The organism is Serinibacter arcticus (assembly GCF_004786095.1).
GTDB lineage: Bacteria > Actinomycetota > Actinomycetes > Actinomycetales > Beutenbergiaceae > Litorihabitans > Litorihabitans arcticus.
In genome coordinates, this window is the sequence record NZ_RHPJ01000002.1 from 453,744 (window position 1) to 471,379 (window position 17,636).

Sequence of the window (17,636 nt, forward strand, 5' to 3'; positions counted from 1 at the left end):
GGCGGGGGCGCAGCGCCACGCCGGACCCGTTCGACTGTGAACGTTTCCAGCGTGAGACACGAATCCCGCAGATCGAAACACGGACGTTCCACGAGGGAAACCGCCGGTCCTCATCGGCGGGGGATGGTGACGATGCCACCGCGCGCGGAGCACGCGCGCTCGGCACCGCCCGCGGCCCCGACGCCGCTCACCCTCCTGAAGGAGTTCCCCGCATGAGACAGACCCCCGCACGCCGTCGATCACTGGGCTGGGGTGCCGCGATCGCCGCGGCCGCGCTCGTCGTGACGCCCGTGGCCGCGCACGCGGAGCCCGACGGCGGCGCCCCCGTCGTCGTCGAGGGCGACGGCTGGCAGGTCGAGCAGGTCAGCGGCCTCTACGAGGTCACCGTCGAGCTGGACGAGCAGCTCGAGATCCGCAGCGCCGCCCCCGCCGTGTTCGTGGACGGCGTCGAGGTCGGCAGCGCCGTGGAGTCCGCCGACGGCCTCAGCCTCACCGCCGTGACCGCCGATGCGAGCGTGCTGGACGCCGCGAGCGTCGAGGCCGGCTGGTCCGGTCAGCCGCTCGAGGACACCTCCTCCGCGCAGCACCAGGCCGCGCAGCCGCCGTCGCAGCAGCGCTCCACCGGCCCGCAGAGCACCGGCCCCGACGACGCCGCCGACACCACGGACGTCACCGCCGCCGCCCGCGAGGTCCTCGAGGCCGACCCGACGGCGGACGGCGCGTTCACCGTCGCCCGCGCCGACTACGACCTGGGCGACCAGGCCGTCGACCTGCAGGACATCGGCGGCATCAAGGGCGAGATGCGCGCCGCCGTCTACTACCCGGTCGAGGCCGAGGGCGAGCGCCCCGTCGTCGTCTTCCTGCACGGCCGCCACAGCTCGTGCGCCAACCCGACGCCGGCCACCCCGATCCCCAACCCGGCGCGCTACCCCTGCGCCCCGGGCCTCGTCGACATCCCGAGCTACCTCGGCTACGACGCCCCGGCGGAGACCCTGGCCTCGAACGGCTACGTCGTCGTCTCGGTCGCGGCCAACGCGATCAACTCCAACGACAACCAGCTCGCGCCCGACTACGGCGCCACGGCGCGCGGTGGACTGGTGCTGAGCCACCTCGACCTGCTCGCGCAGGCCAACACCGGCGCCGCCGCCGGCCTCTCGAGCGAGCTGACCGGCCGCCTCGACCTGGACCACGTGGGTCTGATGGGCCACTCCCGCGGGGGCGACGGCGTCGTCCGCGCCGCCCTGATGAACGACGCGCTCGAGCAGCCGTACGGCATCGAGTCGGTGCTGCCGCTGGCGCCCGTCGACTTCGGCCGCCTCAGCCTCCCGAACGTCCCCACCTACACGCTGCTGCCGTACTGCGACGGCGACGTCGTCAACCTGCAGGGTCAGCACTTCTACGAGGACTCGCGCCAGGCGTTCGACGACGGCGTGCTCCGCACCACCGGCCTCGTGATGGGCGCGAACCACAACTTCTTCAACACCAACTGGACCCCCGGCCTGTACCCGTACGCGGTGTCCGACGACTGGGCCGCGCAGGACCGCCAGCAGGTCAACCCGGTCTGCGGGCAGAGCGCCGAGTCGCGCCTCGCGCCCGCCGAGCAGTACAACCTGGGCGACGCCTACGTCTCCGGCTGGTTCATGCTGACGATGGGCGGGCAGGACGAGTTCCTCCCGATGTTCGACGGTTCCGGCGCGGTGCCGGCCGCCGTCGGCGACGCCGAGGTCCACACGGTCGCCGCCCAGGCCGGCGCGAGCCAGCTCGACGTCGCCCCGCTGATGGCGCCCTCCACGCGCGTCACCGTCCAGGGCGCCGCGACGGCGACCTACTGCGCCTCGCTCGACGGGCGTCCGTTCCCGCAGCAGACCCCGGCGTGCGCGCAGCAGGCCAACGTGACCAGCTCGCAGGCGCCGCACTGGACCCCGATGCGGTTCGCGCCGTCGGCCCCGGCCGGGCAGATGCTCGACCTGCGGTGGACCGCGGCGGGCGGCGGCGTGCGCATCGCGCTCCCGTCCGACCAGCGTGACGTCTCGGGCTTCGAGAACCTGTCCTTCCGCGCCGCCCCCGGCCAGCTCACCACCGGCGCCCAGGACCTCACGGTCTCGGTGCTCGACGGTCAGGGCCGCACCGCGACGTTCACCGCCTCGCAGGTCAGCGACGCGCTCGCGCCGCTGCCCGGCACGGCCACCCCGCTGAAGAAGACCTACCTGCGCACCGTCACGCACCCCGTCGCCGACCTGGTCGGCATCGACCTGACGGACGTCCGCCAGATCCGCCTGGGCGGCGTGGGCGACGCCGGAGCGGCCTACGTCTCCGACGTCGCGTTCTCGACGCCGGACGTCGGCTCCGTGGCCGAGCTCGGCCTGCCGAGCCTCACCGTGGGCGACGCGTACGTCAACGAGGGCAACGGCCCCGGCGAGGCGCTCGTCGGCGTCACGCTCTCGGCGCCGAGCGAGACGCCCGTCACCGCCTACGTCGAGGCCATCGGCGGCGCGGGCACGGTCGGCGCGCAGCGCCTGGCCTCGTCCGTCACGTTCGCACCGGGCCAGACCTGCCTCGCGTTCGCCGTCCCGCTCGAGGGCGACCGCCGCCCCTCGCTCGTGGCGACGACGTCGATCGCCGTCACCGCGGCGACCGTCACGAACGCCGTCACGGCCGACGCCTTCGGGCTCCTGACCGTGCGCGAGGACGACGCCGTGGTGCTCGCCGACGGCACGGTCGGCGAGATGGCGCCCGACCCCGGCCCGCAGACCGACCCGTGCGCCCCGCGTGCGGACCGCGTCTTCACGGACGTCGCGGCGAACAACCAGTTCGTCGACGAGATCAGCTGGCTCGTGGCCACGAAGATCACCACCGGCTGGGACACGCCCACCGGCAAGGAGTTCCGTCCGCTCGCCCCCGTGGCGCGCGACGCCATGGCCGCGTTCCTGTTCCGCTACGCCGGTTCGCCCGCGGACTACGTGCCCCTGGCGACCTCGCCGTTCGTGGACGTGACGACGGACAACCAGTTCTACACGGAGATCTCCTGGCTGTACGAGCAGGAGATCAGCACCGGGTGGACGACGCCCGCGGGGCAGGAGTTCCGCCCGCTCGCACCGGTCAACCGCGACGCGATGGCGGCGTTCCTCTACCGCTTCGCCGACTCGCCCGCCGTCGAGCTGCCGACGACGTCGCCGTTCTCCGACGTCGCCACGGACAACCAGTTCTTCACCGAGATCGCCTGGCTGGCGCAGTCCGGCATCTCGACCGGGTGGCCGCAGGCCGACGGCACCGTGAAGTTCGAGCCGGTCGTCACGGTCAAGCGCGACGCGATGGCGGCGTTCCTGTTCCGCTACAGCCAGCTCGGCTGACGGATCGCTCGCTGAACCGGCGCTGACAGCACGAAGGCCGGGCCCCCTCGCGGGGGTCCGGCCTTCGTGCTTCTCGTGCGTGGTGCGGTGCTCGCCAGGAGCGAGCGGGCGGGCTCAGCCCTCGACGGCGGCGGCCTTCTCGGCGGCCTCGCGCGTGGCGATGTCCGAGCGGACCGCGTCCATGTCGAGCTCGTTGACCTTGGTCAGGAGCTCCTCGAACGCGGCCGGGGGCAGCGCGCCGGAGGACCGGTGCACGAGGATCTGGTCGCGGAAGACCATGAGCGTCGGGATGGAGGAGATGCCGGCCTGGCCGGCGAGCTCCTGCTCGGCGTCGGTGTCGACCTTGCCGAACACGATGCCCTCGTGCTTCTCCGACGCGGCCGAGTAGGTGGGGGCGAACTGCTTGCACGGGCCGCACCAGTCTGCCCAGAAGTCGACGACGACCGTGCCGTTGCCGGTGATGGTCTCGCCGAACGTGCTGGCCGTGAGGTCGATCGTGCTCATGTCGCGCACTCCTTGAGGTCGGTGGTGGTTCTCCTACTCGACAACGCTCGCCGCAACGGCTTCATTCCGATCAGCGGCCGCGCTGCGACGCCCCCGCAGCGCCATCGTCACGATCGTCACGACGACGGCGATCGCGCCCGCCCCGATCGTCACGAGGAACCCCTGGTGGGAGCCGTGCGCGTCGATCATCGGCCCGGCGATCGCCGAACCGCCGGCCACGCCGACGCCGAGCGCCGTACCGATCCACGTCAGGCCCTCGGTCAGCCGCTCGTGCGGCACGATCGCCTGCACCAGGGCGTTGCCGGTGATCAGCGTCGGTGCGATCGCGAGGCCGACCACCAGCATGACGCCGGCCAGGATCCACAGCGTGCTCGCGAAGAAGAACAGCGTGACGCCGACGGCGAGCGCGACCGTGCCGATCGCGAACCGCCGCCACAGCGAGCTGCGCCACGTGCGGGCGCCGTAGAACAGGCCGCCGACGAGGGAGCCGCCGGCGAAGCACGCCAGGATCACGCCCGACAGGCCCTTGCTCCCGGCCTCCTCGGCGAACGCGACGGTCGAGACGTCGGTGGCGCCGAAGATGGCGCCCATGCAGATGAACACGACGATGAGCACGATCATCGCGGGGGAGCGCAGCAGCGACGGGCCGTGCCCGCCCTCGCGCCGACCGCTGGGCGCCGGTTCGGTGCTGCGCTGCGCGAGGAAGGCGTAGCCACCGATCACGGCGGCGACGACGGCGACGGCGATCCCCGCCGTCGGGTGGACCGTGGTGGCCAGGATCGTCGCGAGCACGGGCCCGACGACGAACACGACCTCGTCCAGCACGGACTCCAGCGAGTACGCGGTGTGCAGCTCGGTCGGGTTGGCCACGACGGCGTTCCACCGCGTGCGCACCAGCGACCCGATGCTGCCCATGGTCGCGCCGACGATCGCGGCGAGCACGAACAGCACGAGCGTGGGTGACAGGCGCGTGGCCGCGATCGCGAGGAGCACCAGGGTGCCCATGGAGATCGCGATCGCCGGCCGCATCACGCGCGCCTGGCCGTAGGTGTCGATCAGCTTGGCGATCTGCGGCGCCGCGATCGCCTGCGCGACGACGAACACCGCCGCCACCTGGCCCGCCAGACCGTAGGACCCGTAGAGCTGGGAGTCCGAGACCATCAGCACGATCCCGATGCCGACCATCGAGATCGGCAGCCGCGCGAACAGGGCCGCGGAGGAGAACTGCCACGCGCCGGGCTTGCTCAGGATCTGCTTGTACGGGTTCGCCACGGGGGAGATTCTCGCACCGTCTACGTGGTCGGTTAGCCGATCGCGTCGGCGACGACGGCGCGCGCCGCGTCCTGCACCTGGACCAGGTGGTCGGCCGAGACGAAGGACTCGGCGTAGATCTTGTAGACGTCCTCCGTACCGGACGGGCGGGCGGCGAACCAGGCGTTCGCCGTCGTGACCTTGAGGCCGCCGATCGCGGCGCCGTTGCCCGGCGCGGTGACGAGGCGACCGGTGATCTCCTCGCCCGCGAGCGTGGTGGCGGTGACGGCGTCGGCCGAGAGGTCCTTCAGCTTGGCCTTCTCCTCGCGCGTGGCGACGGCGTCGACCCGCGCGTACCAGGACTCGCCGTGCTTCTCGACGAGCTTGGCGTGCGCGGCCGAGGGCGACTCGCCCGTCGTCGCGATGATCTCCGAGGCGAGCAGGTCGAGGATGAACCCGTCCTTGTCGGTGGTCCAGACGGAGCCGTTGCGACGCAGGAAGGACGCGCCGGCGCTCTCCTCGCCGCCGAAGCCCATCGAGGTGTCGAGCAGGCCCTCGGCGAAGTACTTGAAGCCGACCGGCGTCTCGACCAGTGGGCGGCCGAGGTCCGCGGCGACCTTGTCGATGAGCGAGGAGGAGACGAGCGTCTTGCCGACGCCCGAGCGCTCCGACCAGCCGGTCCGCGTGCGGAACAGGTAGTCGATGGCGACGGCGAGGAAGTGGTTGGGGTTCATCAGCCCGCCGTCGGGCGTCACGACGCCGTGCCGGTCGGCGTCGCCGTCGTTGCCGGTGGCGATGTCGTACTTTCCGGCATTCGCACCATCGGGCGCCATCAGCTCGCGCAGCGAGGCCATCGCGTACGGCGAGGAGCAGTCCATGCGGATCTTGCCGTCCCAGTCCAGCGTCATGAACGAGAACTGCGGGTCGGGCTCGGGGTGGATCACGGTGAGGTCGAGGCCGTAGCGCTCGCCGATCTCGGCCCAGTAGTCGACGGCGGCGCCGCCCAGGGTGTCGGCGGCGATGCGGACGCCGGCCGCGCGGATCGCCTCGAGGTCGATGATCGAGTCGAGGTCGTCGACGTAGGTGCTCATGTAGTCGTGCCTGGCGACGAGCTCGTGCGTGATCGCGCGCTCGTACGGGATCCGCTCGATCGAGGCGAGGCCGGCGCGGACCAGCTCGTTGGCGCGGCGCGCGATCCAGCCGGTGACGTCGCCGCCGGCCGGGCCGCCGTCGGTCCCGTTGTACTTGATGCCGCCGTCCGTGGGCGGGTTGTGCGACGGCGTGATGACGATGCCGTCGGCGATGCCGGGGCCGGCGGTGCGGACACCCTCGGACGTGGCCGCCCCGTTGTGCAGCAGGATCGAGTGCGAGACGGCGGGGGTCGGCGTGGAGGAGTCGCGCGCGTCGACACGCACCTGGACGCCCGCCGCGACGAGGACCTCGATGACCGTGCGCTGCGCCGGCTCGGACAGCGCGTGGGTGTCGCGGCCGACGTAGAGCGGTCCGTCGATGCCCTGCGCGCGGCGGAACTCCACGACGGCGGCGGCGATGGCCGCGACGTGGGTCTCCGTGAACGAGCCGTTCAGGCTCGTGCCGCGGTGGCCGGAGGTGCCGAACACCACCTGCTGGACCGGGTCCTCGGGGTTCGGGACGAGGTCGTGGTACGCGCCGATCAGCGCGTCGACGTCGATGAGGTCCTCGGAGGTTGCGAGCTGGCCGGCGCGGGGATGCATGGCTCGATCCTGCCAGGTGGGGTGCTCGGTTGGACAGCGAACCGGGCGGAACGGCCCGCAGCAACTAGGCTCGTGACCCATGGCCAAGAAGAACCGTCGCACCGACCGCCCGGGTGCCCGCCCCGCCGACTCCACGCGCCCCGGCGCGAAGCCCGCGAGCAACCCGCCCGCCCCGCCGAAGGTGAAGCGTCAGGTCGCGCCGTTCGTGGCCCGCCCGTTCGAGGGCCTGCCGAACGAGGCCGACTGGGTCGCGATGCGCGAGGTCGTCCCTGCCGCGTCCGCCCAGGTCCGCACCACCGCCGAGCACGGCGCGCGCGAGGTCACCATCGTCAGCCTCCTGCCCGACCTGCTGCCCGCGCTGCACCGCGAGGACGGCGTCGTCCTGGTGGCGCTGCAGACCGTCGGCTCCAGCGGTGACGCGAGCCGCGACGTCGCCGACGCCCTCCTCCAGGCGCTCGAGCTCGAGCCCGGCGCCGGACTCGGCTCGGTCGACCTGCCCGAGCCCGGCCCGCGGCTGCAGGACGTGCTCGACCTGACCGTCCCGTTCGAGGTCACGGTCCACGACACGTTCGACTACTGGGTGACCGAGTCGGAGAAGTCCGAGAAGGACGTCACCGACGCGCTCGAGAGCGCGAACGAGATGATCGTCCCGACCGTCGCCGTCGACGTGCCCGCGGGCCTCGGCTCCGCGTACTGGTGCCGCATGAACGGCAAGGAGTTCCTGCGCTGGTCGGTGCCCGGCTCGGAGGAGGAGACGCTCGACGCGCTCGCCCGCCTCCAGGCCGCGCGCACGTCATCGCTCGACGACGACGCCCGCCTCATCGGCGCGTTCCGCACCTGCGGCGTCCTCGTCCCGGTGTGGGAGCTGGCCCGCGGGACCGAGGCCGACGAGCTGGCCCCGTCCGTCGCGGCGCTCGGCTCACGGCTGCAGGACGCGATCGACACCACCGACCCGCTGACCTCCGACCAGCGCCGTGCGCGCGCCGGCCTCGTGTCGCGACAGGTCAACCTCCGATAAAGAGAAGCGCTGGGTAGGGTAAGCATCGTGGACGTAGACACCGGTTCGAACCGCGATCCGCTGCGCGTCGTCCGGGCCCGGGGTGTCAGTGCCCGGGTGACGGGCGACGGCGGGGCGGCCCCCGCCCGGAGCCAGCGCGTCGCCGCGATCATCCCCGCGAAGGACGAGTCCGAGCGCATCGCCGCGACGATCCGCTCCGCCCGTTCGATCCCCAACGTCGACCTCGTCCTCGTGGTCGACGACGGCAGCGAGGACGACACCCAGCACGTCGCGCGCGCCGCGGGAGCCGTCGTCGTGCGCCACTCCCACAACCGGGGCAAGGCCTCGGCGATGGAGACGGGCGCCGCCGTCGCCGCGATGCGCGACGCCGCCGACCAGCCGCCGCGCCTGCTGCTGTTCATCGACGCCGACCTCGCCGACACGGCCGTCAACACCGCCCCCCTGGTGCCGCCGGTGCTGGCCGGGAAGGCCGACCTCGCCGTCGCCGTCCTGCCGCCGCAGGCCGGGGCCGGCGGTCACGGCATCGTGCTCGGGCTGGCGCGCAAGGCGATCCAGGGCGTGTCCGGCTGGACGCCGAAGGCGCCGCTGTCGGGTCAGCGCTGCATCACGCGCGAGGCCTTCGAGGCCGCGACGCCGCTCGCGCGCGGCTGGGGCGTGGAGACCGGCATGACGCTGGACCTGCTGGAGCAGGGCTTCGGCGTCGTGGAGGTGCCGTGCGACCTGCGGCACCGCGCGAGCGGGTCCGACCTGCGCGGCTACCTGCACCGCGCCGCGCAGTACCGCGACATCGCATACGCGATCGCGGTGCGCCGCGTGCGGCGCTACCCGGCCGAGCGCCCCTGACCCTGACCGTCGGTGGGAGCTGCGGCGCCGCCGGCCGCTGCCGTCTCGGCCCCCTCGACCAGCAGCTCCTCGTCGTCGTCCGCCTCGCCCGGCGGGAGCGACAGCATCCAGCTCGCGCAGGCCGCCAGCAGCAGCGGCACCGCGACGGCGACGCCGTAGGCGGGGATCGCGATCCCCGAGTCGTTCACGGCGAACCCGATCCCCAGCACGACCGCCAGCGCCACGAGCCCCGGCCGCAGCATCGGCGCCACGGTCCCCATCTGCGAGATCGGGGCGCCCGAGCTGAGCCACGAGAAGCGTCCGCCGCCGGGTGACGTGATCGCCGTCTTGAGCGGTCTGGCCAGCACGAACACCACGAGCGCGACGCCCGTGATCGCCAGGATCGTCAGCGGGCGGTTGTTCGCGAGGATGCGCAGGTTCGCCTCGAGCTTGCGCAGGACGACCTCCCAGGCTCCGCCGTCGAGCAGCGTCTCGACGAACCGGCCCAGGTGCGAGCGCTCGCTCGGCGGGCGCAGGTAGTCGACGGCGGCGAACGCGAGCGTGGCCACCACGGCCCCGCCGAGCACGCCCACCACGCGCAGCCACGTGATGCGGATGCCCGCGGCCATCAGCGCGAGCAGCGCGAACGCGGGCACGATCGCGGGCGGGCCGCCGAAGTCGGCGCCGATGGAGGGGGCGCCGTCGACGTACGCGGCCACGATCCCGATCGCGCCGATGATCCCGGCCGCCAGCCACCGCCGCCCGCGCCTGACGAGCGGGTTGGTGAGGGCGACCGCCAGGAGTACGCACGCCGTCGCGAACAGCGCGAACGCCGTGTTGTTGAAGCCGTAGAAGCGACCGGCGACGAGCACGGGCACGCCCATCACGGCGGAGAGCTGGAGCGTCGCGCCGGTCGCGATGTCCGCGAGCAGCACGACGGCGGTCAGCCCCGCCACGATGCCCAGCGGGGTGAGGATCTGGTGCCGCCACGGCTTGGCGAGCGCGACGATCGTCACGAGCGCCACGATGCCGAGCGTGACACCGGCGAGCCCGAGCGCCGGGGACCCGGCGCGCCACCACGGCACGAGGTTGGCCAGGTAGGTCGAGACCGGGATCGAGGCCATCGCGATGGCGACCACGCGCAGCGCGCGCAGCACGTGCGGCCGGACCTGGGACAGGGGGACGCCGCGCCCCTCGAGCTTGAGCCAGCGGGCGACGGCGGCGCCCGTGCGGGTCGCGGCGGGGCGCGTCAGGCCGAGCGCGACGCCGGCGTAGAGGGCGACGTTGAGGATCACGACGAGCAGGTAGAACGGCGCGACGATCGGGCGCATCGCCTGCGCGTGCAGCTCGGCGTCGACGAGGGCGGCGAGGCGGGCGTCGGCGGCGTCCGTGGACGCCTCACCGGGGATGACCCGCGGCGGTGAGCCGACGACGGCGGCCTGGCCGCCCGGCGTCGCGAGCGTCTCGATGCCGCTCCGGTCCAGGAACGCCGGCAGCAGGTCCGTGCTCTGCACGTAGCCGGGCTGGCGCGTGGAGGAGGTGGTCAGGGTGCCGTTCGCGAACGGCTCGCCGCCGGGGGTGAAGGCGGGGCCGGTCGCGGCGAGGACGTGCATCGTGGGGCCGCGGCCGGCGTCGGCCAGCGAGGCGACGACGACGGTCGGCTCGGAGTGGCCGGAGACGGGGGTGGCGGAGGCGACGCCGTCGAGCGCCGCGCCGACCATCGCCTCGACCTGGGCGACCTGCTGCGCGCGGTGCAGCGCGGGGTCGGGGGCCTGGACCGGGGCGGGGGGTGCGCTGGGCTCGGCGAGGACCTCGGCCCCGGCGCCGGTACCGGCTCCCTCGGCCGCCTGCGCGGCCTGCGAGGCCTGGGTCGCGGCCTCGGTCTCGGCGGGGTCGGGCACGCGCGCGGTGTAGTCGCGGATCTCACCGGCGTCGACGACGACGACGCCACCAAAGTTCCGGCTGACCTCGTCGCTCACGAGGGTGGTCAGAGCGCTGGGTTCCGCGGGCCGCGGGTGCACGGTGGCGCCGATCGACCCGTCCGGGAGGGCGAGCGCGATCGCGGCGCCGGGGCCGATCGCCGTCGCGGGGACCTCGGCCTGGCGCAGCTCGTCGCCCCACAGGCCGAGCTTCGTGCCGAAGGACGACGCCGACGCCGCCTCGACGTAGTCGGCCCAGCCGGGCACGGCGGTGGCGCTCGCCTCGGACGTGCCGGCCTCGAGCAGCGGGCGGCAGGTCAGGCCGGAGGTGTCGGTCGTGCGGTCCTCGAGCGCGAGGTCAGCGGCGCGGGCGCCGGAGCTCAGGGCGAGCCAGCCGTCGACGGGGCACGTGCTCGAGCGGACGGAGCGGACCACGAGGTTGCCGACGGCGGCGCCCCGGCTGAGCTCCCAGAGCGCGGGGGTGGCCTCGGCGTCGACGTCGTCCCAGGTCAGGCCCGTGACGCCGATGACGACGAGCGGGCCGGGGTGGGTGCCCTCGTCATCCGCGTCGGTTGACGGCGTGGAGGTGGCGTCGGGGGAGGCAGGAGCCGCAGAAGCAGCGCCCGGAACCAGCAGCGACAGCAGGAGTGCGAGCGCGATCGTCAGCGCGACGACGAGGGGAACCGCCGCTCGGGTCGGCGTCGAACGCGCCGGGGGCGCGGCTGTCTGGGGGTTGAGCAGAGGCACCGTGCCAGGGTAGGCGAGCGCTACTGTCGCACGGCCGGGGTTCCCGGGCGGTTGCGTTGCGAGGGCGAGGAGATGCTGTGGAGAACGCCGTGGGTGCCACCGTGGGTGTCGAGCGCTACTCGTTCCTCGGTCCGGCCGGCACGTTCACCGAGGCCGCGCTGCTCCAGGTCGCGCCCGACGCGTCGCACCTGCCGATGCCCGACGTCATCACCGCGCTCGACGCCGTGCGCCGCGGGGACGCGGACCGCGCCGTCGTCCCGATCGAGAACTCGGTCGAGGGCGGTGTGTCCGCGACGCTCGACGCGCTGACCTCGGGCGATCCGCTCGTGGTGGTCGGCGAGGCGCTGGTCGAGATCTCGTTCGTGCTCGTCGCGGCCCCCGGCACGCGCCTGGCGGACGTCCGTCACGTCGCGACGCACCCGCACGCCTGGGCGCAGTGCCGCGGCACGCTGGCGCGCCTGATCCCCGGTGTGCAGCACGTCCCGGCGACGTCGACGGCGGCCGGTGCCGCGCTGCTGGCGGAGCACGTCGCCGACGGTGGGGACGACGACAGCACCGGATCGGGGGAGCTCGGCTTCGAGGCCGCGCTGGTGGCGGCGCACTCCGCCGCGTCCTACGGGCTGGAGGTGCTGGCCGAGGGCGTCGAGGACAACCGCGGCGCGGTGACGCGGTTCGTGGTGGTGGCTCGCCCCGGCGTCGTGCCGCCGCGCACCGGCGCCGACAAGACGACGCTGCTCGTCCACCTCCCGCACAACGACGCCGGCTCGCTGCTGACGATGCTCGAGCAGTTCGCGGCGCGCGGCGTGAACCTCTCGCGCATCGAGTCCCGGCCGATCGGCGACGCCCTGGGGCGCTACGCGTTCTCGATCGACGCCGAGGGCCACCTCGCCGACGAGCGCGTGACCGCGACGCTGCAGGGGCTCCACCGCGTGTGCCCGTTCGTGCTGTTCCTCGGGTCCTACCCGCGGGCCGATCGCGCGACGACGGCGGTCGCCGTCGGGACGTCGGACGAGTCGTTCGTCGCGGCGCAGACGTGGGTCGAGGGGCTGCGGCGCGGGCTGTCCTAGCGGCGGACGCGGACCCGCAGGCCGTCGGGCTGGACGCGCACCTTGAGCGCGATGGCGTCGCCGACGAGGTCGCCGTCGACCTGGACGGCGTGGGGCTCGTCGAGGCGGACCGCGATCTCGCGGGCTCGCCAGAACTCGATGCGGCTGGGGTTGTAGGCGTTGCGCGAGCGCCAGCCGAGGCCCTGGAGCATGACGCGGCCGAGCAGCGAGGCCCAGCCGATGAGGCCGCCGCGCGTGTCGATCGCGGCGACGTCGAGGTAGCCGTCGTCGATCTCCGCGTCGGGCAGCAGCACGATGCCCGCGGGCAGCCGGCCGCAGTTCGCGAACAGCAGCGTGCGGACGCGCTGCTGGTGCCAGTCGCCGGTGCCCAGGCGCAGGGCCAGCCGCGTGCGGCGTGCGTGCAGGTGGCGGACGCCGACGATGAAGTAGGCGACCCACCCGACGCGGCGCTTCAGCTCGTCGTCGGCCCCGGCGACCATCGCGGCGTCGAACCCGAGCCCGGCCATCACGAGGAAGACGTGCTCGCGGGGCGGTGCCGGCGTGCCCGTGAGGTCGACGTCGGGGGCCTCGTCGGCGTCGTCCGGCTCGCGGGGAGGGGGGACGGTGCGCAGCCAGCCGAGGTCCATCGCCATGTCGCGGCCCGAGAGCGCGGTGCGGACCTGCTGCTGCAGGTTGTCCACGGGGATGTCGAGGTTGCGGGCCAGCAGGTTGCCGGTGCCCGACGGGATCAGCGCCATCGGCACGATCGAGCCCGCGAGGGCCTCCGCCACCGCACGCACGGTCCCGTCACCGCCGGCGACGACGACGACGCTCGCCCCCGCAGCCATGGCCGCCTGCGCCTGGCCGACGCCGGGGTCCTCGACCGTGGTGCGGTAGATGAGGGGTTCGGGCAGGCCGAGCTCGTGCGCCGTGAGGCGGGCGTAGCTCTCCAGCGCGTCGACGTCGGCGACCTTGACCGGGTTGATCACGAACGCGGCGGGGCCCTCGGGGGCGGGTGGTGCGGCGTCGTGGGCAGGGCTCGGCGCGACGGTGGTGCGAGGCGCGCGCATCGCGGGGGTCGCTCGGGACGCGCGAAGCTCCCGGTAGCCGACGACGGCGACGCCGAGGGCGATCACGGCGATCGAGAGGGCGATGATCCCGATCACCAGTGCTGCAGTGGCTGTCACCTCTCCACGGTAGTCGCGCCGCAGGTCAGGTCGGGTCCCGGGCTCGTCCGGGGACGGGACGGGGACGGGGACGGCGCTGGCGCGTCAGTCTGCCCCCCGCCCCCCGCCCGCCCGCTTGCTCACCGGCTGGCCCGAATCGACCACCGGTCCTTCTTCGAAAGTCGTTCGTGTCCTTCCGAAGGACACGAACGACCTCGAAAGAAGGAAGCCGGGTCGGCCGGGCCCGCCCGCCCACCCACCCGCGCGGACCCCCGCCGCACCCTCACCACCCCAGCCCGTAACCTTGCGGGGTGATCGACATCAAGGCCCTGCGCGACGATCCCGACGTCGGACGACACAGCCAGCGCGCCCGCGGCGCCGACGAGACCCTGGTCGACAGGATCCTCGCCGCCGACGCCGAGCAGCGCTCCCTGCTCACCGCGTTCGAGACGTTGCGCGCCGAGCAGAAGGCGATCTCCAAGTCGGTCGGCAAGGCCTCGCCGGAGGACCGCCCCGCCGTCCTGGCGCAGGCGAAGGCGCTCGCGGACGGCGTCAAGGAGGCGGAGGCCGCGGCCGACGCTGCTCGCACCGAGCTGGACGCGCTCCTGTGGCAGATGCCGAACATCGTCGTCGACGGCGTCCCCGAGGGCGGCGAGGACGACTACGTCGTGCTGCGCCACGAGGGCACGATCCGCGACTTCGACGCCGAGGGCTTCGCCCCGCGCGACCACCTCGAGATCGGCGAGGGTCTCGGCGGCATCGACATGGCGCGTGGCGCCAAGGTGTCGGGCTCGCGATTCCACTACCTCGTCGGCCTCGGTGCGCGCCTGCAGCTGGCGCTGCTGAACGCCGCGATGGACCGCGCCATCGCGCACGGCTTCCTGCCCGTCATCACGCCCACGCTGGTCAAGCCCGAGATCATGGCCGGCACCGGCTTCCTCGGCGCGCACGCCGACGAGATCTACCACCTGCCCGTCGACGACCTCTACCTCGTCGGCACGTCCGAGGTGGCACTGGCGGGCTATCACTCGGGCGAGATCGTCGACCTCGAGGCGGGCCCCCTGCGCTACGCCGGCTGGTCCTCGTGCTTCCGCCGCGAGGCGGGCGCCGGCGGCAAGGACAACCGCGGCATCGTGCGCGTGCACCAGTTCGACAAGATCGAGATGTTCGTCTACACCACGCAGGAGGAGGCCGCCGCCGAGCACGAGCGGCTCCTGGCGTGGGAGGAGGAGATGCTCCAGATCGCCGGGCTGCCCTACCGCGTCATCGACACGGCCGCGGGCGACCTCGGCTCGTCGGCCGCGCGCAAGTTCGACTGCGAGGCGTGGGTCCCGAGCCAGGGCACCTACCGCGAGATGACGTCGACGTCGAACTGCACCACGTTCCAGGCCCGGCGCCTCGGCGTCCGTCAGCGCACGCAGGACGGTTCGACCCGCCCCGTCGCCACGCTCAACGGCACGCTCGCCACCACGCGCTGGATCGTCGCGATCCTCGAGAACCACCAGCGCGAGGACGGTTCGGTCGAGGTGCCCGAGGGCCTGCGCGGCTACCTCGGCGGGCTCGCGGAGCTGCGCGCGTGAGCGCCGCGGAGTACGAGGCGGACAGCGCGGGGGAGTTCGACCCCACCGAGAACCTGGGACTGGACGCGCCCGCCGGGGTCGAGCCTCCGCCGTCGTTCCACCCCGACCTCACCGCGGCCGCCGGCATCACCGCCGGACCCGACACCCTCGTCACGCTCGACATCGACGGCACGCTCCTCGGCCACGACGGCACGCTCAGCGTCGCGGTGCGCGACGCCGTCGCCGCCCTGCGCGCGAGCGGCACCCACGTCGTGCTCGCGACGGGCCGAGGCACCCCCGCGGTGCTGCCGGTCGCGCGCGAGCTCGGCCTGACCCACGGCTGGGCCGTGTGCTCCAACGGTGCCGTCACGATCCGTCTCGATGCGGACCTCGAGGACGGGTACGAGTTCGTCGACGTCGTCACGTTCGACCCCGCCCCGGCCGTCAGCCTGCTGCTGGCCGAGGCGCCGGACGTGCTCGTCGCCGTCGAGGACCTCGGACGCGGCTTCAAGGTCAACCGGCCGTTCCCGGTCGGCGAGCTCGGCGACCCGGTCGAGGTCGTGACGCTCGAGGAGCTGCTCGCGGCGCCCGTCGCGCGCGTCACGCTGCGCGCGCCGGGACGGTCGTCGCAGGAGTTCGTCGACCTCGTCGGGCGCGCGGGCATGCGCGGCGTGACGTACGCCGTCGGCTGGACCGCGTGGCTCGACATCACGCCCGACGGTGTCTCCAAGGCCTCCGCGCTCGAGCGGATCCGGGAGCGCGTCGGCGTCGAGTCGTCACGCACGCTGGCGGCCGGCGACGGCCAGAACGACCGCGAGATGCTCGGCTGGGCGGCGCTCGGCGTCGCGATGGGCAACGCCGACGACGGCACGATCGCGTGCGCCGACGCCGTCACCGGGCGCATCGAGCACGACGGCGTCGTGGCGGTGCTCCGCTCCGTGCTGGGCTGAGGGCACGCCCCGGAAGGGGTGCACAGGGCGGGCGCCGGGTGGAAGAGTGGGGCCGTGACTCACGACGACGTCCTCACCGCCATCTCCGCCCCCCTCGTCTGGCTCGGGACGCCCGCGCACGCGCGCTGGCTCGAGCAGCACACGGACGACCTGATCGCGTTCGCGTCCGGCAGCAACATCGAGGCGGGCTTCGGCTACCTCGACGACGACGGCCAGGTCCGCGGGGGTGACGACGCCGAGCAGGGTGAAGCAGAGCTGTGGATCACCTGCCGGATGATCCACTCCTACAGCCTCGGGGTCCTGCTCGGCCGCCCGGGCTGCGCGGTCCTCGTGGACCACGGGCTCGCCTCGCTCGCCGAGACGTTCGCCGACACCACGAACGGCGGCTGGTACTCCAAGGTCACCCCGGACGGCCCGACGGCGAGCATCAAGGAGGCCTACGCGCACGCGTTCGTGCTCCTGGCGACGTCCTCGGCGACGCTGGCCGGCCGCCCCGGCGCACCGGAGCTGCTGGCGCAGGCCCAGGAGGTCCACCTCTCGCGCTTCTGGAACGAGGACGAGGGGATGGCCGTCGAGTCCTGGAACGACGACTTCACCGAGTGCGAGGACTACCGCGGGGTCAACGCGAACATGCACACGGTCGAGGCCTACCTCGCGGTGGCCGACGCGACCGGCGACGCCGCCTGGCGCGACCGCGCGCTCCGCATCCTGCAGCGCGTGACGGGGTACGCGAAGGACTTCTCCTGGCGCATCCCGGAGCACTTCACGACGTCGTGGGAGCCGCTGCCGGACTACAACACCGACGAGCGCGCGCACCCGTTCCGCCCGTTCGGCGCGACGGTCGGGCACTGGTTCGAGTGGGCGCGGCTCGCGCTGCACGCGCGCGCCGCGGTGCTCGCGCACGGCGGGAACGAGGGCGAGACGGCCTACCTGCTGGACTCCGCCGTCGCCCTGTTCGAGGCGGGGGTGCGCGAGGGCTGGGCGGTCGACGGCGCCGACGGATTCGTCTACACCGTGGACTTCTCGGGCAAGCCAGTCGTGCGTGACCGGATGCACTGGGTCGTGACCGAGGCGCTGGCCGCCGCGGCGGCGCTGTGGCGCGCGACGGGCGAGGCGTCCTACTCGACCTGGTACCAGGAGTGGTGGGACTACGCGCAGCTGACGATGCTCGACGGCTCGGGGTCCTGGGTGCACCAGCTCGACGCCGACAACCACCCGGCGGACTCCGTCTGGCCCGGCAAGCCGGACATCTACCACGCGATCCAGGCCAGCCTCATCCCGCGCCTGCCGCTCTACCCGGCGCTGGCGAGCGCCCTGAAGGCAGGCCTGCTGGACAGCTAGCGGCCCCCTGCTGCTGCCCCCGGGCCGCTGCCCCCGCCCCGCCCGGCGGTCCCGCCCGGCCCGCCGAGAACGTCCCAGCTCGCGCTATCCGACCGGATGCCGCGACCTGGGACGTTCTGAGCGGCTGCCCCAACCACCGCGGGTTGCCGAGAACGTCCTGGGTCGCGTTCTGGGTCCCCGTTCCGCGGGCCAGGACGTTCTGGGCAGACGGCACCGAGCGGCGGACCGTC

Annotated in this window: 12 protein-coding genes; 7 read left to right on the forward strand and 5 right to left on the reverse strand. The window is 73.6% G+C overall.

Going from position 1 to position 17,636, the window contains the following annotated elements; translation table 11 throughout:
* The first annotated feature begins 212 nt into the window (after window positions 1–212).
* A complete protein-coding gene (locus SERN_RS15275; RefSeq protein ID WP_158292593.1) occupies window positions 213–3,350 on the forward strand; it encodes a poly(ethylene terephthalate) hydrolase family protein in 3,138 nt (1,045 codons plus the stop codon).
* Between the two features lie 114 nt (window positions 3,351–3,464).
* Here SERN_RS15275 and trxA read toward each other — a convergent pair whose 3' ends face one another.
* From trxA to pgm, 3 genes are read right to left on the reverse strand one after another with little or no spacing between them, the layout of a single operon-like run.
* A complete protein-coding gene (gene trxA / locus SERN_RS06765) occupies window positions 3,465–3,854 on the reverse strand; it encodes a thioredoxin (protein ID WP_135849354.1) in 390 nt (129 codons plus the stop codon).
* 33 nt (window positions 3,855–3,887) lie between these two features.
* Window positions 3,888–5,126, reverse strand: a complete 1,239-nt coding sequence (locus SERN_RS06770; RefSeq protein ID WP_135849355.1) for an MFS transporter — start codon at window positions 5,124–5,126, stop codon at window positions 3,888–3,890.
* 32 nt (window positions 5,127–5,158) lie between these two features.
* Complete coding sequence (pgm, locus tag SERN_RS06775) at window positions 5,159–6,838, reverse strand: phosphoglucomutase (alpha-D-glucose-1,6-bisphosphate-dependent) (RefSeq protein WP_135849356.1); 1,680 nt, start codon at window positions 6,836–6,838, stop codon at window positions 5,159–5,161.
* Between the two features lie 79 nt (window positions 6,839–6,917).
* Here pgm and SERN_RS06780 point away from each other — a divergent pair, with 79 nt between their 5' ends.
* Together SERN_RS06780 and SERN_RS06785 are read left to right on the forward strand one after the other, a co-directional pair.
* A complete protein-coding gene (locus tag SERN_RS06780) occupies window positions 6,918–7,856 on the forward strand; it encodes a DUF5926 family protein (RefSeq protein WP_233251518.1) in 939 nt (312 codons plus the stop codon).
* Between the two features lie 96 nt (window positions 7,857–7,952).
* On the forward strand, window positions 7,953–8,699 hold the full coding sequence (locus SERN_RS06785) for a glycosyltransferase family 2 protein (RefSeq protein ID WP_233251582.1): 747 nt from the start codon (window positions 7,953–7,955) through the stop codon (window positions 8,697–8,699).
* Here the strand turns inward: SERN_RS06785 and SERN_RS06790 are convergent.
* Window positions 8,678–11,344, reverse strand: a complete 2,667-nt coding sequence (locus SERN_RS06790; protein WP_135849358.1) for a hypothetical protein — start codon at window positions 11,342–11,344, stop codon at window positions 8,678–8,680. The two genes, SERN_RS06785 and SERN_RS06790, sit on opposite strands and share 22 nt — an antisense overlap.
* A 77-nt stretch (window positions 11,345–11,421) precedes the next feature.
* On the opposite strand from SERN_RS06790, the gene pheA reads away from it, so the two are divergent.
* Window positions 11,422–12,411 (forward strand): prephenate dehydratase, encoded by a 990-nt coding sequence (pheA, locus tag SERN_RS06795; RefSeq protein WP_135849359.1) that lies wholly within the window; start codon window positions 11,422–11,424, stop codon window positions 12,409–12,411.
* On the opposite strand, the gene SERN_RS06800 is transcribed toward pheA, so the two are convergent.
* Window positions 12,408–13,577, reverse strand: coding sequence for a diacylglycerol/lipid kinase family protein (locus tag SERN_RS06800; RefSeq protein WP_199241534.1), 1,170 nt, complete (start codon window positions 13,575–13,577; stop codon window positions 12,408–12,410). The genes pheA and SERN_RS06800 overlap by 4 nt on opposite strands.
* A gap of 290 nt (window positions 13,578–13,867) precedes the next feature.
* Between SERN_RS06800 and serS the strand changes: the two genes are divergently transcribed.
* From serS to SERN_RS06815, 3 genes are read left to right on the forward strand one after another with little or no spacing between them, the layout of a single operon-like run.
* On the forward strand, window positions 13,868–15,136 hold the full coding sequence (gene serS / locus SERN_RS06805) for a serine--tRNA ligase (protein ID WP_135849360.1): 1,269 nt from the start codon (window positions 13,868–13,870) through the stop codon (window positions 15,134–15,136).
* Entirely contained in the window at window positions 15,133–16,065 is a 933-nt protein-coding gene (locus tag SERN_RS06810; protein ID WP_332888463.1) for an HAD family hydrolase, read from the forward strand. Before serS ends, SERN_RS06810 begins: the two co-directional genes overlap by 4 nt.
* Window positions 16,066–16,119: 54 nt before the next feature.
* The gene (locus SERN_RS06815) at window positions 16,120–17,406 is read left to right on the forward strand and encodes an AGE family epimerase/isomerase (protein ID WP_135849361.1); all 1,287 of its coding nucleotides are present in this window, start codon (window positions 16,120–16,122) and stop codon (window positions 17,404–17,406) included.
* Window positions 17,407–17,636: the final 230 nt, after the last annotated feature.